Source organism: Myxococcales bacterium (assembly GCA_016717005.1).
Lineage (GTDB): Bacteria > Myxococcota_A > Polyangia > Haliangiales > Haliangiaceae > UBA2376.
Genome location: JADJUF010000007.1, coordinates 144,268 through 169,782, shown reverse-complemented (window position 1 = coordinate 169,782; position 25,515 = coordinate 144,268). Strand labels below are relative to the sequence as shown.

The 25,515-nt window shown below is 74.7% G+C and carries 19 protein-coding genes and 3 pseudogenes; 13 read left to right on the top strand and 9 right to left on the bottom strand.

The genetic code is table 11. The features are described from left to right. Positions 1-8 precede the first annotated feature (8 nt). Both IPL61_07705 and IPL61_07700 read left to right on the top strand, forming a co-directional pair. A complete protein-coding gene (locus tag IPL61_07705) occupies positions 9-1,457 on the top strand; it encodes a hypothetical protein (GenBank protein MBK9031206.1) in 1,449 nt (482 codons plus the stop codon). Between the two features lie 31 nt (positions 1,458-1,488). Beyond that, positions 1,489-2,832 (top strand): sigma 54-interacting transcriptional regulator, encoded by a 1,344-nt coding sequence (locus IPL61_07700; protein MBK9031205.1) that lies wholly within the window; start codon positions 1,489-1,491, stop codon positions 2,830-2,832. Between the two features lie 9 nt (positions 2,833-2,841). Here IPL61_07700 and IPL61_07695 read toward each other — a convergent pair whose 3' ends face one another. Then, the gene (locus IPL61_07695; GenBank protein ID MBK9031204.1) at positions 2,842-4,572 is read right to left on the bottom strand and encodes a dephospho-CoA kinase; all 1,731 of its coding nucleotides are present in this window, start codon (positions 4,570-4,572) and stop codon (positions 2,842-2,844) included. Positions 4,573-4,667: 95 nt separating this feature from the next. Between IPL61_07695 and IPL61_07690 the strand changes: the two genes are divergently transcribed. Next, on the top strand, positions 4,668-5,276 hold the full coding sequence (locus IPL61_07690) for a YihA family ribosome biogenesis GTP-binding protein (protein MBK9031203.1): 609 nt from the start codon (positions 4,668-4,670) through the stop codon (positions 5,274-5,276). Continuing rightward, complete coding sequence (gene rimI / locus IPL61_07685; GenBank protein MBK9031202.1) at positions 5,269-5,712, top strand: ribosomal protein S18-alanine N-acetyltransferase; 444 nt, start codon at positions 5,269-5,271, stop codon at positions 5,710-5,712. Before IPL61_07690 ends, rimI begins: the two co-directional genes overlap by 8 nt. Positions 5,713-5,814: 102 nt before the next feature. On the opposite strand, the gene IPL61_07680 is transcribed toward rimI, so the two are convergent. Both IPL61_07680 and IPL61_07675 read right to left on the bottom strand, forming a co-directional pair. Then, positions 5,815-6,624 (bottom strand): PEGA domain-containing protein, encoded by an 810-nt coding sequence (locus IPL61_07680; GenBank protein ID MBK9031201.1) that lies wholly within the window; start codon positions 6,622-6,624, stop codon positions 5,815-5,817. Further along, positions 6,624-8,303, bottom strand: a complete 1,680-nt coding sequence (locus IPL61_07675; GenBank protein ID MBK9031200.1) for a hypothetical protein — start codon at positions 8,301-8,303, stop codon at positions 6,624-6,626. The genes IPL61_07680 and IPL61_07675 overlap by 1 nt, the downstream gene beginning before the upstream one ends. Before the next feature lie 91 nt (positions 8,304-8,394). Here IPL61_07675 and IPL61_07670 point away from each other — a divergent pair, with 91 nt between their 5' ends. From IPL61_07670 to IPL61_07645, 6 genes are all read left to right on the top strand, one after another. After that, complete coding sequence (locus tag IPL61_07670) at positions 8,395-10,203, top strand: protein kinase (GenBank protein ID MBK9031199.1); 1,809 nt, start codon at positions 8,395-8,397, stop codon at positions 10,201-10,203. 58 nt (positions 10,204-10,261) lie between these two features. Next, entirely contained in the window at positions 10,262-10,600 is a 339-nt protein-coding gene (locus tag IPL61_07665) for a P-II family nitrogen regulator (GenBank protein MBK9031198.1), read from the top strand. Between the two features lie 716 nt (positions 10,601-11,316). Further along, entirely contained in the window at positions 11,317-12,120 is an 804-nt protein-coding gene (gene psd, locus IPL61_07660) for a phosphatidylserine decarboxylase (GenBank protein ID MBK9031197.1), read from the top strand. Continuing rightward, entirely contained in the window at positions 12,117-14,132 is a 2,016-nt protein-coding gene (locus IPL61_07655; GenBank protein MBK9031196.1) for a methyltransferase domain-containing protein, read from the top strand. The genes psd and IPL61_07655 overlap by 4 nt, the downstream gene beginning before the upstream one ends. A gap of 429 nt (positions 14,133-14,561) precedes the next feature. Beyond that, a complete protein-coding gene (locus IPL61_07650) occupies positions 14,562-15,773 on the top strand; it encodes a sigma-70 family RNA polymerase sigma factor (GenBank protein ID MBK9031195.1) in 1,212 nt (403 codons plus the stop codon). Positions 15,774-15,825: 52 nt separating this feature from the next. Beyond that, positions 15,826-16,230: an IPT/TIG domain-containing protein gene (locus IPL61_07645; protein MBK9031194.1), complete on the top strand. Its 405-nt coding sequence runs from the start codon at positions 15,826-15,828 to the stop codon at positions 16,228-16,230. Between the two features lie 48 nt (positions 16,231-16,278). Here the strand turns inward: IPL61_07645 and IPL61_07640 are convergent, their stop codons facing one another. The 6 genes and pseudogenes from IPL61_07640 to IPL61_07615 form a co-directional block, all read right to left on the bottom strand. Next, positions 16,279-17,562: an FHA domain-containing protein gene (locus IPL61_07640; GenBank protein ID MBK9031193.1), complete on the bottom strand. Its 1,284-nt coding sequence runs from the start codon at positions 17,560-17,562 to the stop codon at positions 16,279-16,281. Positions 17,563-17,601: 39 nt separating this feature from the next. Beyond that, positions 17,602-18,549 (bottom strand): FHA domain-containing protein, encoded by a 948-nt coding sequence (locus IPL61_07635; GenBank protein ID MBK9031192.1) that lies wholly within the window; start codon positions 18,547-18,549, stop codon positions 17,602-17,604. A 74-nt stretch (positions 18,550-18,623) separates the two neighbouring features. Then, the gene (locus IPL61_07630; GenBank protein MBK9031191.1) at positions 18,624-20,357 is read right to left on the bottom strand and encodes a HEAT repeat domain-containing protein; all 1,734 of its coding nucleotides are present in this window, start codon (positions 20,355-20,357) and stop codon (positions 18,624-18,626) included. 76 nt (positions 20,358-20,433) lie between these two features. Next, positions 20,434-21,315, bottom strand: a pseudogene (locus IPL61_07625) (tetratricopeptide repeat protein). 588 nt (positions 21,316-21,903) lie between these two features. After that, positions 21,904-22,698, bottom strand: a pseudogene (locus IPL61_07620) (tetratricopeptide repeat protein). Between the two features lie 80 nt (positions 22,699-22,778). Continuing rightward, positions 22,779-23,147 (bottom strand): PilZ domain-containing protein, encoded by a 369-nt coding sequence (locus IPL61_07615; protein ID MBK9031190.1) that lies wholly within the window; start codon positions 23,145-23,147, stop codon positions 22,779-22,781. Between the two features lie 137 nt (positions 23,148-23,284). On the opposite strand from IPL61_07615, the gene IPL61_07610 reads away from it, so the two are divergent. The 3 genes and pseudogenes from IPL61_07610 (at position 23,285) to folD (ending at position 25,479) form a co-directional block, all read left to right on the top strand. Next, positions 23,285-24,235, top strand: coding sequence for a FliM/FliN family flagellar motor switch protein (locus IPL61_07610; GenBank protein MBK9031189.1), 951 nt, complete (start codon positions 23,285-23,287; stop codon positions 24,233-24,235). A gap of 12 nt (positions 24,236-24,247) precedes the next feature. Beyond that, positions 24,248-24,496, top strand: a pseudogene (locus IPL61_07605) (zinc ribbon domain-containing protein). A gap of 125 nt (positions 24,497-24,621) precedes the next feature. Further along, positions 24,622-25,479, top strand: coding sequence for a bifunctional methylenetetrahydrofolate dehydrogenase/methenyltetrahydrofolate cyclohydrolase FolD (folD, locus tag IPL61_07600; GenBank protein ID MBK9031188.1), 858 nt, complete (start codon positions 24,622-24,624; stop codon positions 25,477-25,479). The last annotated feature ends 36 nt before the right edge of the window (positions 25,480-25,515 follow it).

Genomic DNA, 25,515 nt, shown 5'->3' with positions numbered 1-25,515 from the left:
CGCCCCCCATGCATCAAGCCGAGATCGATCGCCTGATCGGGGACGGCCTCGACCGCTACCGCCGGGGTGAGGTCGACGGCGCCTTGATGGTGTGGGAGCAGGTGCTGGCGATGGTGCCGGGGGATCCGCGCGTGCTGCGCTACGTCGACTACGTGCGCGCCCACTACGACAACCTGGTGGCCGGCGCGCCGGCGCCGCTGGCCGAGCTGCTGGTGCCGTTCGGGCTGGCGAGCAGCGACGACTCGGACGACTACGAGATCTCGATCACCCGCGATCCACCGCTGGGCGAGCGCCTGGCCGAGCCCGCGGTCGACGACGGCTGGGGCCTGGAGGCCGAGCAGGCGCTGACGACCGCGGCCGCGCCGCCGACGACGATCGAGCTGGACGCCGACGAGCCGCCCGCGGCCGGCGCCGTCGTGGCCCTGTTCGGCGACGACGACATGACCACCGACTACGCCAGCCTGTCGCTGGGCCGGCCCGCCGGCCTGCCGTCGATCGACGCCCGGCCCGGCCCGCCCGGGGCGTCGCGGCCGCCCACGTTCGATCCCGCCGAGGACTCAGGCGAGGCTACGTTCGGGGACTACGCCGGGCGCGCGCCCGGGCCGCTCGACCTGGATCTCGAGCTGGGCCCGTCGCTCTTGCCGGTGGCGCCCCGTGGCCTCACCGGGCTCGACTTCCACGACCACGAGCCCAGCACCGAGTTGACGATCGACCGCACCGCGGCGTCACGCAAGAAGACCGCGCAGCTCGGCCCCCGGCCGCTGCCCGGCATCGCCGATCTCTCGCTCGAGCTCGACCTGGCCGGCGCCGCGGTCGAGCTCGGCATCGAGGCCAGCGTGCCGTCGAAGACCGCGCCCGCCGGGCGGTCGATCGCGTCGCGGTTCGACGACAGCGCGATCGGGATCGAGGAGCTCAAGCTGCCGCCGCCGCCGGGCCGGTCGTTCCCGGTCGATGACGACGACCTCGGGCCCGACGCCGCGGCCAGGCCCACGGCGACCGGCCTGGCCGGGCAGCTCCTGGCCCTGGCCGATCGCGATCGCCGCGCCGGCGAGTCGACCGACGACGTGGCCCGCCGGCGCATCAACTGGCTGATCGAGCGCGCGCGGGTGGCCGCCGCCGGCGGCGATCACGACGTCGTGACCGTCGCGATCGACCTGGCGCTCGCCGAGTCGCCCGACAGCGCGGTGGCGCAGAAGCTGGTGCACAAGCACCGGGACGCGCTGCTCGATTGCTACTACAAGTACTTCGGCTCGCTCGAGCGGCGGCCGATCGCGATCGGCGACATGGCCGCGCTCGGGCCCGGCGGGCTCGAGCCGCGCGCGGCGTTCTTGCTGTCGCGCATCGATGGCATGCTCACCTTCGATGAGCTGCTCGACGTGGCCGGCATGGGCCGGCTCGAGGCGTGCCGCCACCTGGCGCAGCTGATGCGGCGCGGCCTGGTCCGGAGCGAGCCGTGACGCGGCCGACCCGCGCGAGGCGCCCGTGCGGGTGACCCGGGTCACCAACCAGCGCGACGCCATGTTCGGACGGGCGTCGCGGCTGCGGATCCTGGCCGGGCCCGACGCCGGCCTCGAGCTCGAGCTGCCGCCGGTCGGCGTCGTCGTCGGCGCCGACGCCGGCTGCGACGTCGCGCTGACCGATCCCTCGGTGTCGAGCCGTCACTGCACGATCGCGCCGACCTCCGCGGGCTTCCACGTGGTCGATCTCGGCTCGAAGAACGGCACGTCGATCGACGGGGTCGCGGTCGGCAAGGTCACGGCGCCGCCGGGCGCGGTGGTGCGGGTCGGCAAGACCTTGCTGCAGCTGCTGCCGGCCGACGAGGTCGTCGCGATCCCGCCGTCGACGCGCGATCACTTCGGCGCGATGTGGGGCGACAGCCCGGCGATGCGGCAGGTGTTCGCCGTGCTCGAGCGCGCCGCCACCAGCGACGCGTCGATCCTGTTCCTGGGCGAGAGCGGGTGCGGCAAGGAGCTGGCGGCGCGGGCGATCCACGACGAGAGCCCGCGCGCGCACGCCCCGTTCATCGTGTTCGACTGCGGCGCGGCCACCGACACGCTGATCGAGAGCGATCTGTTCGGCCACGTGCGCGGCTCGTTCACGGGCGCCGCTGGCGATCGCCAGGGCGCGTTCGCGGCCGCCCACGGCGGCACGCTGTTCCTCGACGAGATCGGCGATCTGCCGATCGCGCTGCAGCCCAAGCTCCTGCGCATGCTCGAGGCCGGCGAGGTGATCCCGCTGGGGTCGCGCAAGCCCGAGCGCTACGACGTGCGCGTGGTCGCCGCCACCCACCGCGACGTGTTCGGCGAGGTCGCCAAGGGCGGCTTCCGCGGCGATCTCTACTACCGGCTGGCGGTGGTCGAGGTCCACCTGCCGCCGCTGCGGCAGCGCCGCGAGGACCTGAAGACCCTGGTCGGCATCTTCCTCGAGCGGGCCGGCGCCAAGCACCTGGTGCCGACGGTCGGCGGCCCGTCGTTCGACCGCCTGGCCGCGTACCACTGGCCCGGCAACGTGCGCGAGCTGCGCAACGTGATCACCCGCGCGGTGGCGCTGGCCGGGCCCGCGCGCGACTTCGGCGAGCTGCCGATCCTGCTGCGCCCGACGGTGGCGCCGGCCGCGACCGAGCCGGTCGTGCGCGCCGATCGGCCGTTCCACGAGGCCAAGGACGAGGTCGTCGATCGGTTCGAGCGGGCCTACCTCACCGACCTGGTCGAGCGCGCCGGCGGCAACCTGTCGGCCGCGGCCCGGACCGCCGGGCTCGAGCGGAAGTTCCTGTACCGGCTGCTCGAGCGCAACGGCCTGCGGACCAAGGGCGGCGGCGACGCCGACGAGTAGGCGCCGCGGTCACGCCAGCGGATCGACCGAGTCGTCGTCGACCGGCGGCGCCGGGGCGGCGGGCGGCGGCGTGAGCGCGGCCACGACCGGCGCGATCCAGGCGTCGAACCGCGGCCAGGTCAGGCCGGCCTCGGCCAGGAGCGCCTGGGTGTCGTCGCCCGCGAACCGGGCGCGCACCGCGACCATCTCGAGCATCGCCGCCGGCAGCTCGGCGACGCGCTCGAGCCCCGGCGCGCGGAGCAGCATGCGGGCCAGGCCGCGCGGGATCGAGCCGCGCAGCGGCTCGCGGCCGGCCAGCGCCGCGACCCGGTCGAGGGCGGCCCGGGTCGTCGGCGGATCGGGATCGAGCAGGTGCAGCACCCGCCCGGCGGCGCGCGGCGCCCGCGCGATCACGTCGGCGGCCGCCACGACGATCGCGCGCGGCGCGACGTGCAGCGGCCCGCGGCCGTCGGCCGGCAGCGGCACCTGCAGCCCGGCCGCGCGCTGCGCGACCAACCGGAACAGCGCGGTCGCGGCGTCGTCCCCGGCGCCGCCGCGGCGATCGCCGCCGACGATCGGGCCGACCCGCACGACCGTCAGCGGCAGGCGCGTCATCGCCACGACCGCGGCGCGCTCGGCCTCGTAGCTGGCGCGCGCGTCGACGCTGGCGAACCGCGGCGCGCGCGGCAGCGGCGCCTCGCGCACGACCCCGACGCCGTCGCCGACCGCGCGGATGCTCGACCAGTGCACGACCCGGCGCAGGCGCGGGGCCTCGCGCGCCAGCTCGAGCACGTTGCGGGTGCTGGCCAGCACCGTGCGGCTGCGGGCGCGGGCGTCGGCGCCCTTGGGGAACGCCGCCGCCAGGTGGTGGATCGTCGTGACCGTCGCGCGCACCGCCAGGTACTCGGCGGTCGACAGCCCCAGATCCATCGCGGCCACGTCGCCGGTGAGCAGCTCGATCCGCGCCCGCTGCTCGGGCGGGTGGGCCGCCAGCGCGGCGAGGCAGGTGGCCGCGTGCTCGGCCGGCGCGACCGCGCGCACGCGCACGCGCGGATCGGTCGCGAGCAGGTGCGCGCACAGCGCCATCGCGACCGGGCTGGGCGCGCCGATCACCAGCACGTCCTCGGGCACGGTCTCGGCGGTCGGCGCCGCCAGCGCCCCGTACCGGTCCTCGAGCGCCTGGCACAGCCGCTCGACCTCGGCCTCGAGGTGCGCGCGGTCGCCGGAGTTGTCGACGACCCAGGTCGCGACCGCGACCTTGTCGGCCAGCGGCAGCTGCGCCGCCAGCCGGGCCGCGACCGCGGCGGCGTCGAGGCCGTCGCGCTCGGCGAGGCGCGCGGCCTGGACCTCGGGCGCCACCGCCACCACGACGGTGCCGTCGAGGCCGCGGTGCAGGCCCTTCTCGATCAGCAGCGCCGCCTCGTAGAGCACCACCGGCGCGCCCGCGGCGGCGTGCGCGGCGATCGCGGCCTGGGCCGCGGCGGCGATGCGCGGGTGGGTGATGCGATCGAGATCGCGCCGCGCCTCGGGATCGGCGAACGCGCGGGCGCCCAGCGCCTTGCGGTCGAGGGTGCCGTCGGGGTTGAGGATCTCGGGGCCGAACCGCACCAGCAGCTCGGCCAGCGCCGGCTGGCCCGGCTCGACCACCGCGCGCGCCAGCAGATCGGCGTCGACCACGGCGGCGCCGCGCGCGCGCAGGAGCGCCGCCACGGTGCTCTTGCCGCTGGCGATCCCACCGGTGAGGCCCAGGACCTTGGCCACGCGATCTGGTACCACGACCGCGGCGCCGCCGGCGACCCGCGCGGATTCCGGTGACGATCGTGGACCCGGGCCCGCCCCCGCGGTACAGGAGGGCGATGCGCCCGCGCGCCGCACGCTTCGTCACCTCGGCCACGCGGCCGGTCGAGTTCCCGGTCGCCGATCTGCCCGAGATCGCGTTCGCCGGCCGCTCGAACGTCGGCAAGTCGTCGCTGCTCAACATGCTCGCCGGCGTCTCGGGCCTGGCGCGCACGTCGCGGACCCCGGGGCGCACCCGCCTGCTCAACTGGTTCCACGTCGCGCTGCCGCGCGCGACCGGCGGCCACGACGCCTGCTACTTCGTCGATCTGCCCGGCTACGGCTTCGCCTCGGTCGACCGCGGCATGCGCGCGTCGTGGCGGCCGCTGATGGAGAGCTACCTGGGCGAGCGCACGACCCTCAAGGTCGTCGTGCTCCTGATCGACATCCGGCGCGGCGTCGAGGACGACGAGCGCGACTTCGTGCCGTGGCTCTTGCAGCGCGACCTGTCGGTGGTGACGGTGCTGACCAAGGCCGACAAGCTCGGCAAGGCCAAGCGCCAGCCGATCGTGGCGTCGGTCAAGGCCGAGCTCGGCCTGCCGCGGGCGCCGGTGCTGTTCTCATCGCTCGAGCGGCTCGGCAACGACGAGCTGTGGCGCGCGCTCCTGGCCGGGCTGGCGCGTGGGTGAGGCGGTCGAGGTCGCGCCGGCGACCGACGCCGACACGGACGCGATCGACACGATCTCACGCCACTCGTTCCGCGCGCCGTGGCCGCGGCAGACCTTCGTCGACGAGCTGACCCGCGCCCACGGCCGGCTGATCGTCGCGCGCGCCGCCGCCGACGTCGTCGGCTACGCCAACTACTGGCTGGTCGCCGACGAGGTCCACCTGCTGGCGATCGCGACCCACCCGGATCACCGGCGCCGCGGCGTCGGCGCGCGGCTGCTCGCGCACGTGCTCGAGGCGGCCGCCACGGCGCGGCTGATCACGCTCGAGGTGCGCGCCAGCAACGCGCCGGCGATCGCGCTGTACCAGCGGGCCGGCTTCGTCGCGGTCTCGACCCGCCGCGGCTACTATGGCGGCGACGACGAGGACGCGGTCGTGATGCTGCGCGCGCAGGCCTGACCGGGGCCGGCGGCGGGTGACACCGGGACCGCGTCCCACCGCGCGCGCACCAGCGCGTCCTCGTGGAGCGCCCTCGGGCGCGCGATCGCGCCGCGCGCGGCGTCAGAAGTGGCCCGAGATCGGCACGCTGTTGACGTCGCGGGTCAGGATCACCGCGGTCGTGACCGCGCCGGCGACCAGCACGCCGGCGGTCGCGACCACCCACCACTTGCTGTACCAGGCGCCGGCGCGGCCGCCGGGGCGGGTCAGCTCGGCGTCGACGTTGACCTCGGCGTCGGGCGGCACGGAGACCGACGCGCGGAACGCGGCGTAGCCGGCCTTCTTGATCTCGATCGGGTAGCGCGACGGCGCCGGCACCCGGAACGCCGGGATCGGCGACGCGCCCTTCGGGATGCCGCCGACCCAGATCTCGGCGCCGGCCACGTTGACCTTGATCGCGATCGTGCCGAAGCGGACGAAGTCCTCGGGCGGCAGCACGCGCTCGAGGTAGCCGACCAGATCGTCGTCGGTCGGCACGACGTCGGCCGCCAGGGCCTCGGCGACGCGGCCGTCGACCGTGCCGTCGCCCGACGCGATGCGCTGGAGCGTGAAGATCACGTCGCCGAGCTCGCTGACGCCGACCAGGAGCACCTCGTCGGTGCCGAGCCGCGCGCCGATCTTGCCGATGCAGACCGCGTCGCCCGCGCACTCGACCACCGCGCGATCGAGCCCCTCGCCGTAGCGTTGCCGCGCCTGATCGCCGCCGACGACCTTGAGCGAGGTGCGGCCCGAGAGCACCGCGCCGACCCGGGCGCTGATGTCGGGCAGGGCCGCGCTGCCCGAGCGGAACTCCACCACCGCGGTCGAGCGGCTGTCGGCGCGGGCCGGCGCCACGAGGGCGATCATCAGCGCGGCGATCAGCGGGGCCCGCATCACGGCCGCCCGAACAGCGACGACGACGAGCCACCCTCGAAGTCGGTCAGGGGTTCACCGCCGAGCGCCGGCGCGCAGTGCCACTGCGGCAGGACGTAGGCCTCGTCGGGCGCCAGCGTGCACAGCGTGCCGAGCTCGAAGCCCGGCCCGGTCGAGTCGCTCTCGCACACCGCGCACTTGGTCCGCAGCGTCGACTCGATCGCGCCGGTGCGGGTCGACACCGCCAGCTCCTGCGACAGGTGCAGGACCGTCGTCGGCACGACGTCGACGTCGACGTCGCCCAGGAACGGGATCGACACGGTGATGCGCACCGCGGTCGCGCGCGCCATCGAGTTCGACGTCAGCGTGATGATCGAGCCGTCGGCCGAGGCCGACAGCGCCGAAACCACCGCCTGCCGCGCCTTCATCGTGCGGTCGATCACGAACTGCTCGCCGTTGTCGGGCGCGAGCGGCTGCTGGATCTCGCGGAAGGTGTCGACCCGCTGGAGCAGCGGCGCCGCGGTCAGGTCGATCGTCGCGAGCTGGTGCGAGGCGCCGCGGGCGGTGTAGGTGACGCCGCCGATCGTCGACGGCAGCGACGGCACGGTGCCGCCAGCCCAGGCGTGGTCCTCGGTCGCGGTCACCGCGGTCGGCGCGCACACCACGTCGGGCGTCGCGGCGCAGGTCGGCGCGGCCGGGGCCGTCACCGCGGTCACGAGGTCGGGACCGAGCTCGGCGATCGTGACCCGATCGCCGCACAGCTCGGCGGCGGCCACGAACGGGCGCGCGCTCGTGCCGGCGATGTCGGCGACGCCGCCGCCCAGCGGGATGGTGCGCGAGCCGGCCTCGGCCAGGCCGAGCTCGGTCAGGAACAGCGACGACTGCGGCCCGCACTGGGTGGCCACCCGGACCGCGTCGAGCAGCGCCACCGCGCTGAGGGTGGTGTCGGGCTCCTGGGCGATCGTGACCGCGCCGATCGGCCGATCGGCGGTCGCGGTCCGCAGGTTGCCGCTGTCCACCTCGATGATCGTCAGATCGTTGCCGGCGCCGGCCACCAGGAACCGCCCGTCGGGCGAGCCGGTGAGATCGACCACCGGGGCGGCGAGCGTCGCGAGCGGATCCGGCAGGAACGCGTCGATGGCGCTGTCGAGGCGGTAGATCGACGGGCCGATCGCCATGAACAGGTCCGCGCCGGCCGAGGCCACCAGCGTCGGCGTCTGCCCGGCCGGCAGCATCATCGTGTCGGTCTCGAGCACCGCGCCGCCGCGATCGATCTGCAGCAGGCGGGGACGGGCGCCGACGTCGGGCGCCTCCAGGCTCATCTCGGGGGTCGGCCCGGCGGCGTAGGTCCGCGGGCGCCGCACCGGGATCTCGTACCGGCGGACGCCGTCGGCGCTGACCTCGAGCGGCGCCTCGGCCCGGCCGTAGGCGACCATCCCGCCCGACGCGCTCATCAGCTCGACCGTCATGCGCACGTAGCTGTCGACCGGCAGATCGCCGAGGTCGAAGGCGCCGCCGCGCACCGGGGCGGTCAGCGTCACGGGATCGCCGTCGGCCCGGTCGGCGCGCAGGGTGATCTGCGCGGCGTCCCCCGGCAGCGCGCTGGCCTCGGTCGGCAGCAGCAGGACCACCTCGACCGAGCCCTGGCCACAGGCCCCGGCGGCGAGGGCCGCGAGCACGCACGAGAGGACCTGCCGCACGCCTCGACGCTATCACCGCCGTCGGGGCGGCCACAACCGCGCGAACACCCCGCGCGTGCCGCCGTGATCTGGCATGCTCGGGAGGTTCTCGATGTCCGTGGTCGTCGAATCAGACTCCCTGCGCGCCCCATCCGACGGCGGCGTCGATCACACCGGCCCGCGCCTCACCGACGTGGGGCTGCCGGCGGTGTTCGGGCGCTACCTGCTGGTGCAGCGGCTGTCGCGCGGTGGCATGGGCGAGATCTTCCTCGCCAAGCACGGGCTGGCCGGCTTCGAGAAGCTGTGCGTGATCAAGAAGGTGCTGCCCAGCCTGGCCGAGGACGAGCAGTTCATCTCGCGGTTCATCGACGAGGCCCAGGTCGCGATCAAGCTCCAGCACGTCAACGTCGCGCAGGTGTTCGAGGTCGGGCGGGTCGGCGACGAGTACTTCCTGGCGCTCGAGTACCTCGAGGGGCGCGATCTGCGGCGGCTGCTGAACCTGCTGACCCGGCAGAGTCGGCGCATCCCGGCGCCGATCGCGCTGTTCATCGCCCGCGAGATGGCCAACGGCCTGGCCTACGCCCACCGCCGGACCTCGTCCGACGGCCAGTCGCTGGGCCTGGTCCACTGCGACATCTCCCCGCCCAACGTGCTGGTGTCGTTCGAGGGCGAGACCAAGATCATCGACTTCGGCATCGCCAAGAGCGCGCTGCGCGCCACCGCCACCGACCCCAAGATGGGCTTCGGCAAGTTCGGCTACATGGCGCCCGAGCAGCTCGTCCGCGGCGGCACGGTCGACGCCCGCACCGATCTGTATGCGCTCGGCGCGGTGCTGTTCGAGCTGCTGACCGGCGAGCGCCTGTACGAGGTCGGCGACAACCCGGACTACCGCGCGCTGGCGCGCCAGGTCGTCAAGGGCGAGCACCGGCTGCCGTCGCAGCTCGATCCCGCGCTGGCGCGGTTCGACGCGCTGGTCACCAAGACCCTGCGGCCCCGGCCCGAGGAGCGCTTCCAGACCGCGGCCGAGCTGCGCGACGAGATCCAGGCGGCGCTGGTCGCGATCGCACCGACGATCTCGACCGACGCGCTCGCGTCGTTCCTGCGCGAGGTGTTCGAGACCGAGATGGCGTCCCAGCGCGAGCTGCTCGACCGCGCCGCGGCCGCGCACCTCGAGGACTTCCGCCAGGAGCTGACGACCCAGTCGATCGAGACGATCTCGTTCGCGCTGGCCAACATGCCGCTCACGGCCGCCGCCACGGCCGCGGTGCCGCGGGTGCCGGCGATGCCGGCCCAGCCGGGCCGGAGCCTGCCGCGGGCGTCGTCGTCGTCGGCGTCGGCCGGCGCCTTCGAGGCGCGCTCGGTCGTGGTCGACGACGCGACGATCTACGCCCGCGAGCGCGCGCTGCTGGCGCGTCGCCGGCGCCGCACCGTGGTCGCGACCGTCGCGGCCGGCCTGGCTGGGATCGGGCTGACCCTGGCCTGGGTGCTGACCCGGCCGTCGGGGAGCTCGGCCGCGGCCGCCCCGGCGATCGCGCAGGCGCCGGTCGTCACGCCGATCGACGCCGGCGTCGCCTCGCCCGACGCCGCCGAGGACATCGACGCGGCGCCGGCGCCGCCGCCGGTGCGCCCGCCGCGCGATCGGGTGGGCTCGGGCACGCCGGCGGGGTCGGGCACGCCGCCGCGGGTCGGCAGCGGCTCGGCCAAGGAGCCGCCGGCCGCGCCCGACGAGGCGGCGCTGCGCGCCAAGTTCCAGGGCGTCACCCGCGAGTACAAGCAGTACAAGGCCGAGTTCGGCGAGCGCCTCGAGTCGGAGTGGACCGACGTCGCCAGCATGGTCGGCTTCCTGTCGTCGGCCGACAAGCGCATCGCGTTCGACCGGAAGCTCGATCGGCTGCGCGCTCAGATGAAGAGCGATCGCTGACCCACGGCGCGCCGGGCCGGAAACCTGGCGGAAACAACCCGGCGCTACCGTGGGGGACATGAAGAAGGTCGAGGCGATCATCAAACCGTTCAAGCTCGACGAGGTGAAGGACGCGCTCGCCGAGATCGGCGTGCACGGCATGACCGTCAGCGAGGTCAAGGGCTTCGGTCGCACCGGGGGAAAGAAGGAGGTCTACCGCGGCTCCGCGTACGTGGTCGACTTCGTGCCCAAGGTCAAGCTCGAGATCATCGTCACCGACGACGCGGTCCGGCAGGTCGTCGACGCGATCACCGCCGCGGCGCGCACCGGCCGGATCGGCGACGGCAAGATCTTCGTGAGCGCGATCGATGAGGTCGTCCGGATTCGCACCGGCGAGACCGGCGAGGACGCCATCTGACCCTCGGCGTGGCCGGTCGAACGAACTTCAGGCGCTGACGTTCCCAGGGGCCCGTCCCCAGGATCGAGCCACGGAGCCGCTGAGCGCGGAGCCGCCGAGCCGCCAAGCCGCGGAGCCGCGGAGCGCGGAGCCGCCGGGCCGCCGGGCCGCCGAGCGCGGAGCCGCCGAGCCGCCGAGCCGCCGAGCCGCCGAGCGCGGAGCCGCCGAGCCGCCGAGCCGCCGAGCCGCCGAGCCGCCGAGCCGCCGAGCCGCCGAGCCGCCGAGCCGCCGAGCCGCCGAGCCGCGGAGCCGCGGAGCCGCCGAGCGCGGAGCGGCCGAGCCGCGGAGCCGCCGAGCCGCCGAGCCGCGGAACGCTGGCCCCGCCAACGGCCGGGCGCCTCTCCCGATGGGGGCGCTGGCCGGTCGCGGGCCCTCCGCAGGCGGCAGGGCAGGCCCGCAGGCGCAACGCCGCAGCCCGCCACCCCTCGTCAGGGCTCAGATCGGCCTTTGACCTGCCGCGCCACGCGAATTTCGCGATTACAAGTGTCAGACGCCATGCCGGATCCGGCGCCGTCGCTTGTGCCCACGCGTTCACCCGGCCTATACTCTTAGGGTTTCCTGGATGATGGGGCCGATCCTGGCGTGTGCCCGGCGGCCAGCCCACGTGCAGGCTCCACCGCGTGACCCTAACCGAGCTTCGCGACCGTGTGACCGTCGGCTCCCTACGTTGGGCGCCGATGTCGGCGTACTCGACTGTCATCGGGGCGACGGCGCGGCGGACCATTCCGCGGCCGCTGCGCGCGCCGCTGTACCGGGCGTTCGCGGCCGCGGTGGGGGCCCGGCTCGATGAGGTCGGCGCGCCGCTGCCGACCTTCGCCAGCTTCGGTGACTTCTTCGCCCGGCCGCTCCAGGCTGGGGCCCGGCCGGTGGCGAGCGCGCCGCTGGTCTCGCCCTGTGACGGCGCGATCGGCGCGGCCGGCATGATCAGCGAGGGGACGCTCCTCCAGGCGAAGGGACACGACTACGCCCTGCGGGATCTGGTGGTCGACGACGCCTTGGCGGCCCGCCTCGCCGGGGGCCAGTTCGCGACCATCTACCTGTCGCCCCGGGACTACCACCGGGTCCACGCCCCCGCCGCCGGCCGCGTGACCGGATACCACTACGTGCCCGGCCTGCGCTGGCCGGTCAGCCCGCGCTTCGTCGATCACGTCGAGCGTCTGTTCGCGGTCAACGAGCGGGTCGTCATCGAGCTCGAGACCGCCTGGGGCCCGATGGCGGTGGTGATGGTGGCGGCGACGGGCGTCGGCAACGTCTGGCTGACCCACGCGGGCCACGACACCCGCGCCTGGCGTCGCCGCGGCGACTTCCACTGCCACCGGTTGGCGGCCTCGGTCGAGGCCGGCGACGAGCTGGGCGCGTTCTTGCTGGGCTCGACCGTGGTGATGGTGCTGCCGCCCGGCGCGCCGCCGCTGGCCCTGCCGGCCGCCGGCGGCTCGATCCGCTGCGGCGCCGCGCTGGTCGCCCCGGGAGGTGCGCCGTGACCAAGCGCCCCGACGACGACGCCCCCGACTTCGACGACGGCATGTCGACGTCCGAGCGCCGGCGTCGGCGCCGCCGCGGCGGCATCCGGATCCCCTCGGACAACGTGCCGCGGCGGACCGGCAGCCAGCCGGTCGTGGCGCCGGTGCCCGAGGAGCCGTCGCTGGCGGTGTCGATCGCCTACGCGTTCGGCGACGAGCAGGGCGGCCGCGCGCCGACGACGCTGCCGCCCGACGAGGAGCTCGGCGCCGAGCTCGACGACGCCACCGCGATCGGCGCCGCGCCCACCGGTGACGGCGCGGTCGCGGTCGCGATCGACGACGTCGTGCCCGACGGGCGGACCCGGCAGATGCCGGCGATCAACCTCGAGGCGCTGGGCCTGTCCGCGCTCGATCCTGACGGGGCCGGCGACGAGATCGTCGTCGACGAGCCGCCCGCGCCCGCGCCCGCGCTCGAGCCCGATCTGACCCGGACCACCGGCGAGGTCGAGGCGGTCGACATCATCGTCGACGACGCCGGCGTCGCCGACGGCGTGCCGCGCGCGCCGATGGGCCGGGCCGCCACCGTCGCGCTGTCCGAGGACGATCTCGAGGAGCTGATGGAGTCGACCGGGATCGGCTCGGCGCCGTCGCGCGCCAAGCCGACCACCGCGCCGCCGGTGCCGCCGCCCAGCGATCGACCGCACAAGACCCTGCCGCCGCTGCCGGCGCCGTCCGTGGCCGGGGCCCTGCCGCCCCCGATGGCCGTCCTCACCGGGCCGACCGCGTCGGCGAGCACCCCGCTGCCGTCGATCAACGCGCCGCTGCCGTCGATCAACGCGCCGCAGGCGGCGCCCGCGCCGGTCGCCCCGCCCGCGCCGGTCGAGGCGCCGTCGGTCGCCAGCGACGATGACGACGGCGAGGCCGAGATCGACGTCGAGGCGTCGTCGTCGGACGACGTCGACGTCGACGTCGAGGAGGTCCCGGTCGCCGCCGCCCCCGCCGGGCCCGCCGACGCCGGCGACTCGAGCGAGATCCTCGCCGACGAGATCCTCGAAGTCGAGGAGAAGAGCCGCGCGCACGCGGTCGAGGCCGCGCCCGCGCCAATCGCGTACACCCCGTCGGGCCCCGTGCCGCTGCCCGCCGCGATCGTCGCCGCGGCGGCCCAGGCCGCGCCGCCGCCGCCGCCCTCGGCCGCGGTGCCCAAGCCGCCGCCGCCGCGCAAGGCGGTGGCCGCGCCGTCCACGAGCGGCGCGTCCGACGACAAGCGCAAGCGCCGCGGCAAGCCCTGGTTCGAGGACCTGTTCGACGAGGACTACCTCCGCACGCTGCCGTTCCTGACGCCGCAGACCACCCAGGCCGAGGCGTCGATGGTGGTCGACGCGCTCGGGCTCAGCCCCGGCGCGCAGGTGCTCGACCTCGGCTGCGGCTACGGCCGGCACGCGATGGAGCTCGCGGCCCGCGGCATGAACGTCGTCGGCGTCGATCTGTCGTTGCCGATGCTCTTGCGCGGCGCCGACGAGGCCCAGCGGCGCGGCCTCGACATCAACTTCGTCCACGCCGACATGCGCGAGATCGACTTCGACGCCCAGTTCGACGGCGCCTACTGCCTGTTCTCGACCTTCGGCTACTTCGACGACGAGACCAACAAGAAGACCGCGAGCCTGGTGGCCAAGGGCATGAAGCCCGGCGCCAAGTTCATGCTCGAGATCCTCAACCGCGACTACGTGATCGGCGACCTGCCGACCCGGGTGTGGTGGGAGGGCGACGGCTGCGTCGTCCTCGAGGAGGTCGAGTTCAACTACTTCTCGTCGCGGGTCCAGTCGAAGCGCTCGGTCGTGTTCGACGACGGCCGGCAGGTCGAGCAGGAGATCTCGATCCGCGTCTACTCGCTGCACGAGATCGGCAAGCTGCTCCACGCCGCCGGCCTGCGGGTGCTCGAGGTGTCCGGCAGCATGGCCACCAAGGGCCGCTTCCTGGGCAACCGCTCGCGCGAGATCATCGTGATCGCCGAGCGCCGCACCGACACCAAGTAGCGTGTAGGCGCGCACCTACGCGGCGCGACCTCGGCCGATCGCGCCGTGGGGGGGATCACGCGCGACGGCGCACACGGGGTGAGCGCACGCGCGATGGGCGCGCACGGCACGGGCGAGCGCGCGCGGGGTGGGCGCGGACGGGGTCGGCGCGCACGGGGTGCACGGGGTGGCGCGCACTGCATGCGCACGGTGGGCGCCCCCGGGATGGCCTCGGCGCCGGGGGGAATAGCTGCGTCCGTTCGCGGGTCTAGATCCTATCGGCCGCCCGAGGTCCCATCGATCAAAACATTTTGCCCCGCGGAACGTCTGACATTTCGGGAGGTCTCATGCAAGGCCTTCCAGGAGAACGCCGTGAAGACTGCAGCCGCCATCAGCCATTCCCGAGCCCCCGCCGTCACTCGCCCGGCGCCCCGCGCCGCGCAGCGCGCCGTGCGGCTGGCCGAAAAGGCGCGCGGCCGGACGCGTCGCCCCGACGGGGACCGCGCCCGCAGCCAGACGACCGACGGCTCGGGCTACCTGACCATGTACTTCCGCGACATGGCCGCCCTCCACGTGCTCCGGCCCGAGGAGGAGTTCACGACCGCCAAGGAGATCGAGAGCCTCGAGATCGGCCTGTGGCGCGAGGCGCTCGGGTTCGCGCCGATGCAGGCGATGGTGCTCGACGCGCTGCCGCCCGAGACCGCGAGCCCCGAGCTCAAGGCCCTGCGGCGCCCGCTGACCGGCAAGAAGGCTGACGCGGCCGTGGGCCGCGCCGCCGCCCACCTGCGCGAGCACGACCTCGACCGGCTGTTCATCGACGCGGCGCTGACGCTGATCGATCGAGTCGCCCGCGGCTTCGTCGCGCCGCCGCGCGGCAAGGTGCCCCGCGGCCTGGCCGAGTGGGTCCGCAAGGTCGAGCGCGCCGCTCGGGCCGCCCACGACGCCCGCAACGCGTTCGTGAAGGCCAACCTGCGCCTGGTGATCAGCATCGCGCGCCGCTTCAACCACGGCCGCATGTCCCTGGCCGATCTGGTCCAGGAGGGCAACCTGGGGCTGATCAAGGCGGTCGAGCGCTACGACTACCGCCGCGGCTTCCGCTTCTCGACCTACGCGTCGTGGTGGATCCGCCACGCGATCAGCCGCGCGCTGGCCGACAAGGGCCGCGAGGTACGGGTGCCGGTGCACATGATCGACGCGCACCACCGCCTGACCAAGGCCCCGCGCGAGCTGACCTCGAAGCTCGGGCGGAGCCCGACCACGGCCGAGCTGGCCGAGACCACCGGGATGCCGGCCGAGAAGGTCGAGAACATGCGCCGGTGGGTGCTCGAGCAGTCGGTGTCGATCGACCGACCGGTCGGCGACGAGGAGGGCCGCAGCCTGGCCGAGGTGCTCGAGGATCCCGAGCGCGCCGACGTCTCGCCGACGGCCGACCTCGAGATGGACGCGCTCACCACCGAGGTCCGCGCGATCCTCGGCGAGCTGCGGCCGATCGAGGCCGACATCCTGCGGCAGCGCTTCGGCATCGAGACCGAGCACGAGCACGAGCTGACGCTCAAGGAGATCGGCGAGAAGTACAACCTGTCGCGTGAGCGCATCCGGCAGCTGCAGGAGCAGGCGCTGGTCAAGATGCGGCGGGCGCTCCAGCGCAAGGACATGATGTAGGCGGGCCGCGCGCGCTGCGCCGCGCGCTGGAGGGCTGTGATAGCCTGCGACCATGCAGGCACATGGCGGCATGAGCGGGCCGGCGACGCGTCTGGCCCAGGGCCTCTTGGTCGGGGCGGCGGTCTTGCTGGCGGGGTGTGGCTCGAACGACGGCAAGCTCAAGGTCACCGGGATCGAGCCGCGGACCGGCGACTCGATGGGCGGCCAGATCGTGCTGATCAACGGGCAGAACTTCATGAAGGTCACCCGCACCGCCAAGGTGTACTTCGGCGATCAGCCCGGCAACGTCATCCGCTTCAAGAGCGACGGCGAGCTGGTCGTCGAGGCCCCGGGCGGCAAGCCCGACCAGATCGTCGACGTGCTGGTCGTGTTCGAGCCGGGCGGCGAGGTCACCATCCCCAAGGGCTTCACCTTCAAGGAGAAGCGCGGGATGGACGCCGACGACCTCAAGAAGTAGCGCGGCCGCGACGAGGCGCGGCCGGCGGCGCACGAGGGGCGCGCCTGACTACGCGGTCAGGTTCAGCCGGAACAGCTGCTGGCCCATCAGCACGAACGACTCGTTGACCAGGCTGCGCTCGCTCGCGACCTTGACGAACGTCCCGTTCGAGCTGCCGAGGTCCGACAGGAACACCCGCCCGTCGCGGTTGATGACCCGCGCGTGCAGGCCCGAGACGTAGCCGTCGTCGGGGAAGTTGATCTCGCCGCGCTCGCGGCCCAGCGTGATGCTGTCGCCCAGCAGCGGGAACGCCGAGCCGTCGACGTCGCGGCCGATGATGACGGTCAGCTTGCCCCAGTAGCCGGGGTTGGGGCTGCCCATCACCTCGGTGCCGTCGGCGATCGGCTCGGGCGGCACGATCAGCTCGTACCGCAAGAGCTCCTGGCCGATGCGGATGATCTGGCCAGGCTCCAGCTCCTCCTCCTCGGTCATCTTGACGAACACGCCGTTGAGGCTGTCGAGGTCGCGGACCAGCGCCGCGGTGCCGTTGACCAGGATCTCGGCGTGGACCGGCGACAGGTAGCCGTCGGTCTCGAACACCGGGCCGAAGTTGCGGCCGATCTTGTTGTCGCCCTGGCGCAGCTCGTGGGTGCCGCCCTCGCTGCCGTCGGGACGGATCAGCGTCATGATCGCGCGCGGCGCCGTGCGCGTCGGCGGGGCGCCGACCACCGGCGCGATCGCCGGCTGGGACACCTCGTCCATGCGGCACCCGCAGGCGCCGCAGAAGCGGAAGCCAGGCGGCACGTCGGCGCCGCACTGCGGACAGCGGCGCGGCCCGGTCGCCGCGGCCGGCGCGCCGAAGCCGGCGCTCGGGTTCGCGGCCGGCACGCCCGGGGGCGGGCCCGCGGGCGGGCCGACCGAGGGCGGCGCGCCGTAGGGCGGGGGCTGGGTCTGCGGCGCCGGCACCAGCGACGCCGGCGGCGGCAGCGGGCCGCCGAGCGGACCTCCGGACATGCCGCCGATGCCCGGCGGTGGGCCCATCGGGCCGGGGCCACCCGGGAAGCCGGGCGGCGGGCCCATCGGGCCGGGGCCACCCGGGAAGCCGGGCGGCGGGCCCATCGGGCCGGGCGCGCCGGGGAAGCCGGGCGGTGGCGGCAGCGGCATGCCCGCCGCCGGCGCCGGCGACAGGCCCGGCAGCGGACGCGGCGGCGCCCCGCCGGTGTCCGCCATCATCGTCTTCATCATCGCCATGCCGGCTTCAGGCTTGGTCGCGGCGGTCAGCTCGGCGCCGCAGCCGAGACAGAACTTGTAGTGATCCTGATTTTCTTTGCCGCACCGATTGCAGACGATCATTCGGACCCCGAGGCAGCTTGGGTTGAAACCACGCGCATCCTACACGATCTCCACGCGCAGGAGCTGTTGGCCCATGAACACGTAGTCGCCGTGGGCGAGCGTGCGCTCGCCGATGATGCGGACGAAGGTGCCGTTCTTCGAGCCGAGGTCGGTGAGCGTCAGGTGCTCGCCGTTCCACGCCACGTGCGCGTGGTGGCCAGAGATGAACGGGTCGTCGGGAAAGTCGATGTCGTTGCCCTCGCGGCCGATGCGGATCGTCGCGCCGAGCGCGCCGTAGACGAAGCCGCTGTCGCCGCCGCGCAGGCGCTGGACGATCCGCAGGTCGCCGCCGCGGCGCGGGCTGGCGAAGAAGTAGGTGCCGTCCTCGATCGCGCCCTCGTCGATCGCCGGCACCAGCTCGACCTCGAGCATCTGCTCGCCGACCAGGAAGCGGTTGCCGAGCGGCATGTCGACCTGGCCGCTGATGCGCACGAACACGCCGTTGATCGAGCCCTCGTCGCGCACGACCAGCTTCTGGTCGCGGTAGAAGAAGTTGGCGTGGACCGGCGACAGGTAGGGGTCGTCGGGGAACAGGATCGGGCAGTCGACGCGCCCGGCGAGGTGCTCGTCGCCCGCGAGCGTGAACGACACGCCGTCGAGGCCGTCGCCGCGGATCAGCGTCAGCTTCGCCCGCGCCGCCTGCATCGCGCCGAAGAACATCGTCCGGCGCGTGCCCTTGTCGGCGGGCGCGGCCGCGGGCGGTCGCGCCCGTGGCGCGTCGGTGCGGGCCCCGCACGCGCCGCAGAAGCGATGGTTGGGCGGCACCAGCTCGCCGCACTCCGCGCACGGGATCGACGCCGTCGGATCCACGGGCGCGGGCGTGCGCAGGGCCGGCGTGCCGATGCGGGTCTCCTCCTCCAGGGCGAGGGAGGTACCGCAGCGCGGACAGCGCGGGGTCCCCATCGCGGAGAGCGTGCTGCACTGGTCGCACACCAGCCCGATGTCCATTGCGGCTACAGAATAGACGCGCCCGGCCGAGCCGTCAAACTTGCGAAAGCACGCCTTTTTTTACCAGGTGCGATTCAGGGCCCGGCGGGGCCGGCGCCAGCGGCGGCGGCGGCCACGTCCGCGTCGGGATCGCGGGTCAGCTCGACGACGCGCGCGCGGGCCCGGGGATCGGTGCTGGCGCGCAGCGCGGTGGCCGCGGCCCGGCGGACCTCGGGCGTCTCGTCGGCGCTGGCGGTCAGCAGCGGCTCGACGGCGGCCGCCGCGCCGGTGGCGCCGAGCGCGGCGACCGCGGCGCCGCGCACGAACGGCGAGCGATCGGTGACCGCGCGCGTCAGGGCCGCGACGTCGGCGCGCGGGCCCATCGCGGCCAGGGCCGTGGCCGCCGACATCCGATCGCGCCAGTCGGGCGCGGTCAGCCGCGCCGTGACGGTGGCGAGCACCGCCGGGGCGCTGCCCGGGGCGCGCGCGATCGCCACCATCGCCGCGTCGCGGACCAGCCGGCGATCGTCGTCGAGCGCCGGCGCCAGCGCGGCCAGCGCCGCCGCGGTGCCGATCTTGCCGGCGACGCTCACCGCGCGAGCGGCGAGCTTGGCGTCGTCGTCGCGGATCCGCGCGATCACCGCGCCGCCGATCGCGGCGCCGATCTGCGCGAGCGCGGCGCGGGCCTTCGGCGTCAGGGCGCCGTCGGTCAGCTCGCCCAGCGCCAGGCCGTCGTCGCGCCGATCGAGATCGGTGAGCGCGCCCAGCGCGGCGTCGCGGTGCGCGGCCAGCGCGGCGATCACCGCCTGCGCGGTCTCCGCCTCGTGGCCGATCAGGACGTCGGCCGACGGCGTCGCCTGCGGCAGCTCGGTCGCCAGCCCGCGGACCAGCGCGGCCAGGTCGAGCTTGCCGGCGCGCATCGGGTAGTCGTCGAGCCCGGCCGCGGGCGCCGGGGCCGTCGCGCCGGTGATCCGCGCCAGCGCCCAGACGATCGTCGAGCGGTCTTGGCCGACCCGGGCCAGGTAGGCGCGCACCAGCGGCGCCGCGGCCCGCGGATCGCCGAGCTGGCCGAGCGCGTAGGCCGCGACCCGCTGGGTCTCGCCGGCGTTGTCGTCGACGGCGGCGGTCAGGAACGGCAGCGCCGCCGCGCCGGCGCCGGCCAGGCCCGCCGCGCACGCCGCGCGCACGAGATCCTCGCGGGTGCGATCGACGGCGAGCACCGCCCGGAGCGCCCGCGGGTCCTTCGCGCCGCCGAGCCCGAGGCACGCGATCGCGGCGACCGAGGGCCGGTGGTCGGCGAGCGCGTCGATCAGCGCGGTGGTCGCGCGCGGGTCGCTGACGCCGGCGAGCGTGAACACCGCGGCCTCGCGCAGGCCGACCTCGCCGTGGTGGACCAGCGGCAGCACCTCGGGCACGACCCGGGGATCGCCGAGCCGGCCGGCGGCGACGAGCGCGGCGATCCGGTTCTCGAGATCGAGGGCGTTGGTCAGCGTGCCGAGCGTGCGCGGCGCCGACGGATCGATCGGCGCCGGCTCCTCCTTGGCGACCCGCACCAGCGGCAGCGCGGCGGCCTTGTTGCCCAGGTGGCCCAGGATCGCGACCGCGATCTCGCGCTGGGCCGGGGCCGCGTGATCGGCCAGCGCGTCGAGCAGCGCCTTCATGCCGCCGTGGCCGAGCCGGTCGAGCTCGGCCCGGGCCGAGCGGCGGACCTCGCTGGTGCCGTGGCGGGCGCGCCCGACCAGGCGCGGCACGTAGTGCACGTACAGCTCGACCAGCAGCTGCCGGTAGACCTGCTTGTGCGCCATGATCGACGACAGCGGCGCCAGCACCTTCTCGAGCTCGCCCAGCGACTGGTTGATCTCCTCGAGCGCGATCGCCGGCCTTGCCGGCCTTCTTGAGGGTGTCGTCGTCGGTGGCCTGGCGCAGGATCCGGCGGTAGACCTCGGCCGCGGCGGGCAGGTCGACCTGCTGCTGGTGCAGCGCCGCGAGCGCGAACGCCGCCTTCCAGTTGCGCGGATCGAGCTCGACCACCCGCTGGTACGCGCCGGTGGCGTCGGCGAGGCGCTGCATCTCGACGTAGCGCTCGGCGAGGCGCTGGTACGCGACCGGATCGTTGGGGCTCTTCTCGAGCGCCTTCTGCGACCACGCGATCGCCTCGGCGTCCTGGTGGTCCTCGGTCTTGATCTCGGCGATCTGGTTGTAGGCCTCGCGCTGCCGCGCCGGGTCCTGCTCGGCCAGGCGCATCAGCAGCGCCACCGCCTTGTCGTAGGCGTGCTCGCCCCGGTAGGCCTTGACCAGATCGAGCAGCGTCTCCTGATCGTCGGGCGCGAGCGTGAGCAGGCGCTCGAGGGTCTTGCGCGGCTGGCCCTGCTGCCCGAACCGCTGGAAGTAGGCCACCAGGAAGTAGCCGCCGTCGAGGTCGGGCGGGGCCTTGGTGAAGGCGCGCTCCCAGCGCTGGCGGTACGCGTCCTTGTGGCTGCCGCCGTCCCAGCGCGGCAACAGGTTGACGATCCGGGTGCGGGCCTCGCGCCGGGCGCTGCGATCGCTGGGCTTGACCCACAACGACAGCGCCTTCTCCCAGTCGGCCATCGCCTCGGCGAAGGCGCGCTGCCGCTCGAGGATCTGGGCCCGACCCTTGTACAGCTCGGGATCGTCGGGATCGAGCTTGATCGCCTTGGCGTAGTAGACCAGGCCCTCGGTCGGCGCGTCGTGCTCGGCCAGCACGTCGCCGAGCCGGGCGTAGCCCTTGGCCGACTTGGTGCCGGCGATGCGCTTCCAGGTCGCCATGGCTTTGTCGACCTGGCCGCGCTGGTGGTACTGCTCGCCGAGCGTCACCAGGTGATCGGGATCGTCAGGCTCGAGCTTGGCCAGCCGCTCGAACGCGGCCAGCGCCAGGTCGTCCTTGCCCCAGCGCAGGTACAGATCGGCCACCGCCGACATGACCGCCGGATCGGTCGGGAACCGCGCCTCGATCTTCTTGGCGGTGCCCAGGGCCTTGGGCTCCTGGTGCCGGCGCCAGTAGCGCTCGGCCAGCTCGAGCTGGAAGCGGGCCTCGCCCGGCGCGACCCGGGCCACGACCTCGTACTGGGCCAGCGCGTCGTTGTCGCGGCCGGTCGCCTCGAGCAGCTGGATCAGGCGGCGCTGGACCTCGAGCTCGTACGGCGCCTTGGCCACGGCCTTGGTGTACGCGCCGACCGCCTTGTCCTGATCGCCGGTCTCCTCGTACAGCCGCGCCAGCGTGCTCCACTCGAACGCGCCGCGGCTGCGCTCGGGCCACTCCTTCTCGTAGAAGGTCAGGAGCGTGGCGAGGTCCTGCTTGCGCCGGTAGATGTCGACGATGCGCGCGGTCAGCTCGGTCTCGAGGTAGTAGCCGCGGGGCACGAGCTTGATCGCCCGGCGGTAGGTGGACACGGCGGCGGCGTCGTCGCCCTTGGTCTCCTGGGCCGCGCCGATCCGCGCCGCGACCTCGACCCGGCGCGACGGATCGCTGCCGAGGCGGCGCTCGGCGTCCTCGTAGATCGCGATGGCGTCGTCGGCCTTGCCGGCCCCGGCCAGCGCGTCGCCGAGCTCGAGCCGGAGCGCGACGTTGCCGCTGTCGAGGGCGATGTACTGCTCGAAGTACCCGCGGGCGCCGTCGATGTCCTTGGCCGCGAGCGCCAGGTCGGCGAGGGCGCGGAGCGCCTGCTGCTTGATCGCCTTGGCGGGCTTGCCGGCGAGGGCCTTGTCGAGCGCGGCTCGGGCCTCGGCCAGCTTGCCGCTCATGCGGTAGAGCGTGCCGACCTCGACCAGCACCGCCGGATCGGGCCGGGTCGCGGCCGCGCGCTCGAACAGCCCCAGCGCGGTCACGTCGTCGCGGTCGGTCTTGGCCAGGCGCGCCAGCACCACCAGCGCGCCGAAGTCGTCGGGCTTGGCCGTGAGGATCGCCTCGTACTCCCCGCGCAAGGTCGCGACGGTGCGGTAGCGGCGGTACAGGTTCAGCAGCTTCGCGAGCGCGTCGGCGTCGTTGGGGTTCTTGGCCAGGATCCCCTTGAGCCGCGCGACCACCGACTTGTCGAACGGGTCGCGCTGCACGTCCCAGTCGTCGCCGGGCTGGGCGTGGGCGAGCGTCGGCGCGACCACGGCCGCCGACAGGACCAGGAGAGCAGCGACGAGCCAGGGTGTGCGGCGCATGCGGCGCCAGGAGTATAGCGCGCCGATCGGGCCGGGGCCGGTCGCGCGGCGCGGGCGCGCGTGGTGCCCGCAGCGGCGGCTCAGGCCCGGATGCGCTCGAGCAGGCCGCCGAGGTGCGCGCGGCGCGACTCGAGGCAGAAGTCGCGGAGCCGGCGGGCGTGGCTGGTGGCCATCGCCACGAAGCGGACGCCGAGGCCGACGGCGAGATCGTCCGCGGTGCGGTGGCAGACCTGGCCGGTGGCCCAGATGGTGTCGTCGGAGTCGGGCAGCACCACCTCGAGCGCCATGACGGTGCCGGGCGCGGGCGCCCGCGGCGTCACCGCGTGGACGCGCATGCCGGTGTCGCTGAGATCCTCGACCAGGATGCGGACCGGTCGCTCGGCGACGAACGAGGTCATCAAGGTCGAGTAGGGGATGCGGAAGCCCATCCGGCGGTCGCGCTGGGACATGGTAGGTGGCTCCTGGTGCCGATGTAGGTGTTGATCGTACCTGCTTGGCTGGGCGGGGCCAGTTTCCGGCGGTTGACCTGGCGCTTGGCCGGGCGGTTGACCTGGCGCGCTGCGTCTGGCACTCGAGAGGCGTGCCGGTGGCCTCGTACCCTTGGGCGGCGTTGCCGGCGGCGCGGGCCGTCGACGGCCGGATGGCCGCGTGGATCGACGCGCTGGGCGCCGAGGGCGGCTGGATCGCCGGCGCCCGCTGGGTCGGCGTCGACGACCAGTGCGCGGTGGCCGACCCGGTGGTCGTGACCGTGCGGGCCGAGCGGGCGCATGCGGTCGTGGTGATCCCGGCGACCCTGGCGATCGCCGTGGCCGACGTGGCCCTGGGCCGGGCCCCGGGGCTGGCGGCGCCACGCCCGGCCACCGACGTCGAGGCGGCGCTGGCGGCGTTCGCGGTGGCGACCGTGCTCGAGCGCGCCGGCGTGGCCGCGACCGCGGAGCTCGGCGGCGCGGTGCCGTCGGGGCCGATGGCGCTGATCGCGGTGACCCGGCCGACCGCCGCGGTGATCGCGCTGGCCGTCGACGAGGTCGCGGCGTTGCCCACGCGGCCGCTGGCGGCGCTGGTGTCGAGCCGGGCCGCGCGGCTGCCGGCGATCGTCGGCGGGGTCGAGGTGGCGCGGGCGTCGATCGTCGCCGCGCGCCTGGCCGCGGTGACCGTCGGCGACGTGGTCGTGGTCGGCGCCAGCGCCGCGCGGCTGCGGGTCGCGCGCGGTTGGTTCGCGGCCACGCTTGACCGCGCCGCTGGGCGGCTTACCGTCACCGGACCCTATGTCCGAGCGCCCATGACCGCCCCCGCCGAGCTGCTCGCCGCCGACCTGCGCGTGTCCCTGTCGATCGTCGTCGGCGAGGTCGAGGTGTCCGCCCGGGCGCTGCTCGAGCTGGCGCCCGGCCAGGTGCTAGGGCTGGCGGCGCCGGTCGGGGGACCGGTCGAGCTGCGGGCCGGCGGCCAGCCCGTGGCCCGGGGCGAGCTGGTGACCGTCGACGGTCACCTGGGCGTGCGGGTGATCGACGTCTTGTCGCCGCCACCGGCGGCGTGCTAAGCGCCCTGGGTCATGCCCGTCTACGAGTACCAGTGCGGCGCGTGCAAGCGCGAGTTCGAGTACGAGCACCGGATGAGCGATCCGGCCAAGACCGTGTGCGAGGCGTGTGGAGGGCCGCTCGAGCGGCTCATCTCGCGCACGTCGTTCGCGTTCAAGGGCGGCGGTTGGTACAAGGACCTGTACGCGTCGTCGAAGCCGGGGAGCGGCGACAGCGGCGGGGCGGCGAGCGCGCCCGCGACGCCGGCGGCGGCGCCGGCGAGCGGTGGTGACGCGGGATCGGGGACCGGATCCGGCACCGGATCGGGGACGGGCACCGGCTCGGGATCAGGCACCGGATCGGGGACCGGATCGGGATCGGGGACCGGATCGGGATCGGGGGCGGCGCCGTGACGGCGCGGATCCTCGACGGGAAGCTGGTCGCCGCCCAGGTCAAGGACGAGGTCCGCGCGCGGACCGCGGCGCTCGCGACCCAGGGCGTCACGGTCGGGCTGGCGGTGGTGCTGGTCGGCGACGACCCGGCGTCGGCGGTCTACGTCAAGGCCAAGACCAAGGACGCGCGCGAGGTGGGGATCGCCGCGACCGATCACCGGCTGCCGGCCGACACGACCCAGGCCGCGCTGCTGGCGCTGGTCGCGCGCCTCGGCGCCGATCCGACGGTGCATGGCATCCTGGTGCAGCTGCCGCTGCCCAAGGGGCTCGACAGCGACGCCGTGATCCTGACGATCCCGCCGCACAAGGACGTCGACGGCCTCCACCCCGAGAACCTCGGGCGCGTGGCCCAGGGCAAGCCGCGCTTCACCGCGTGCACGCCGGCCGGGTGCATGCGCCTGCTGGCCTACGGCGAGGTGCCGCTGGTCGGGGCCCGGGCCGTGGTGCTCGGGCGCAGCGTGCTGGTCGGCAAGCCGATGGCCCTGCTGCTCGCCAACGCCGACGCCACGGTCACGCTGTGCCACTCGAAGACGCGCGACCTCGCCGAGGTGATCGGCGCCGCCGACATCGTCGTGGCCGCGGTCGGTCGCCCCGAGCTGGTGCGCGGCGCGTGGATCAAGCCGGGCGCGGCGGTGATCGACGTCGGCATCAACCGCGGCGCCGACGGCAAGCTGATCGGCGACGTCGAGTTCGCCGCGGCCGCCGCGCGCGCCGGCGTGATCACCCCGGTGCCGGGCGGCGTCGGGCCGATGACCCGCGCGTGCCTGCTCGAGAACACCGTGCGCGCGGCCGAGCTGGTCGCCGCCAGCGGCTGAGTTTCAGAGGGCCTGTCGCCAGGCCCTCCCCCGTCG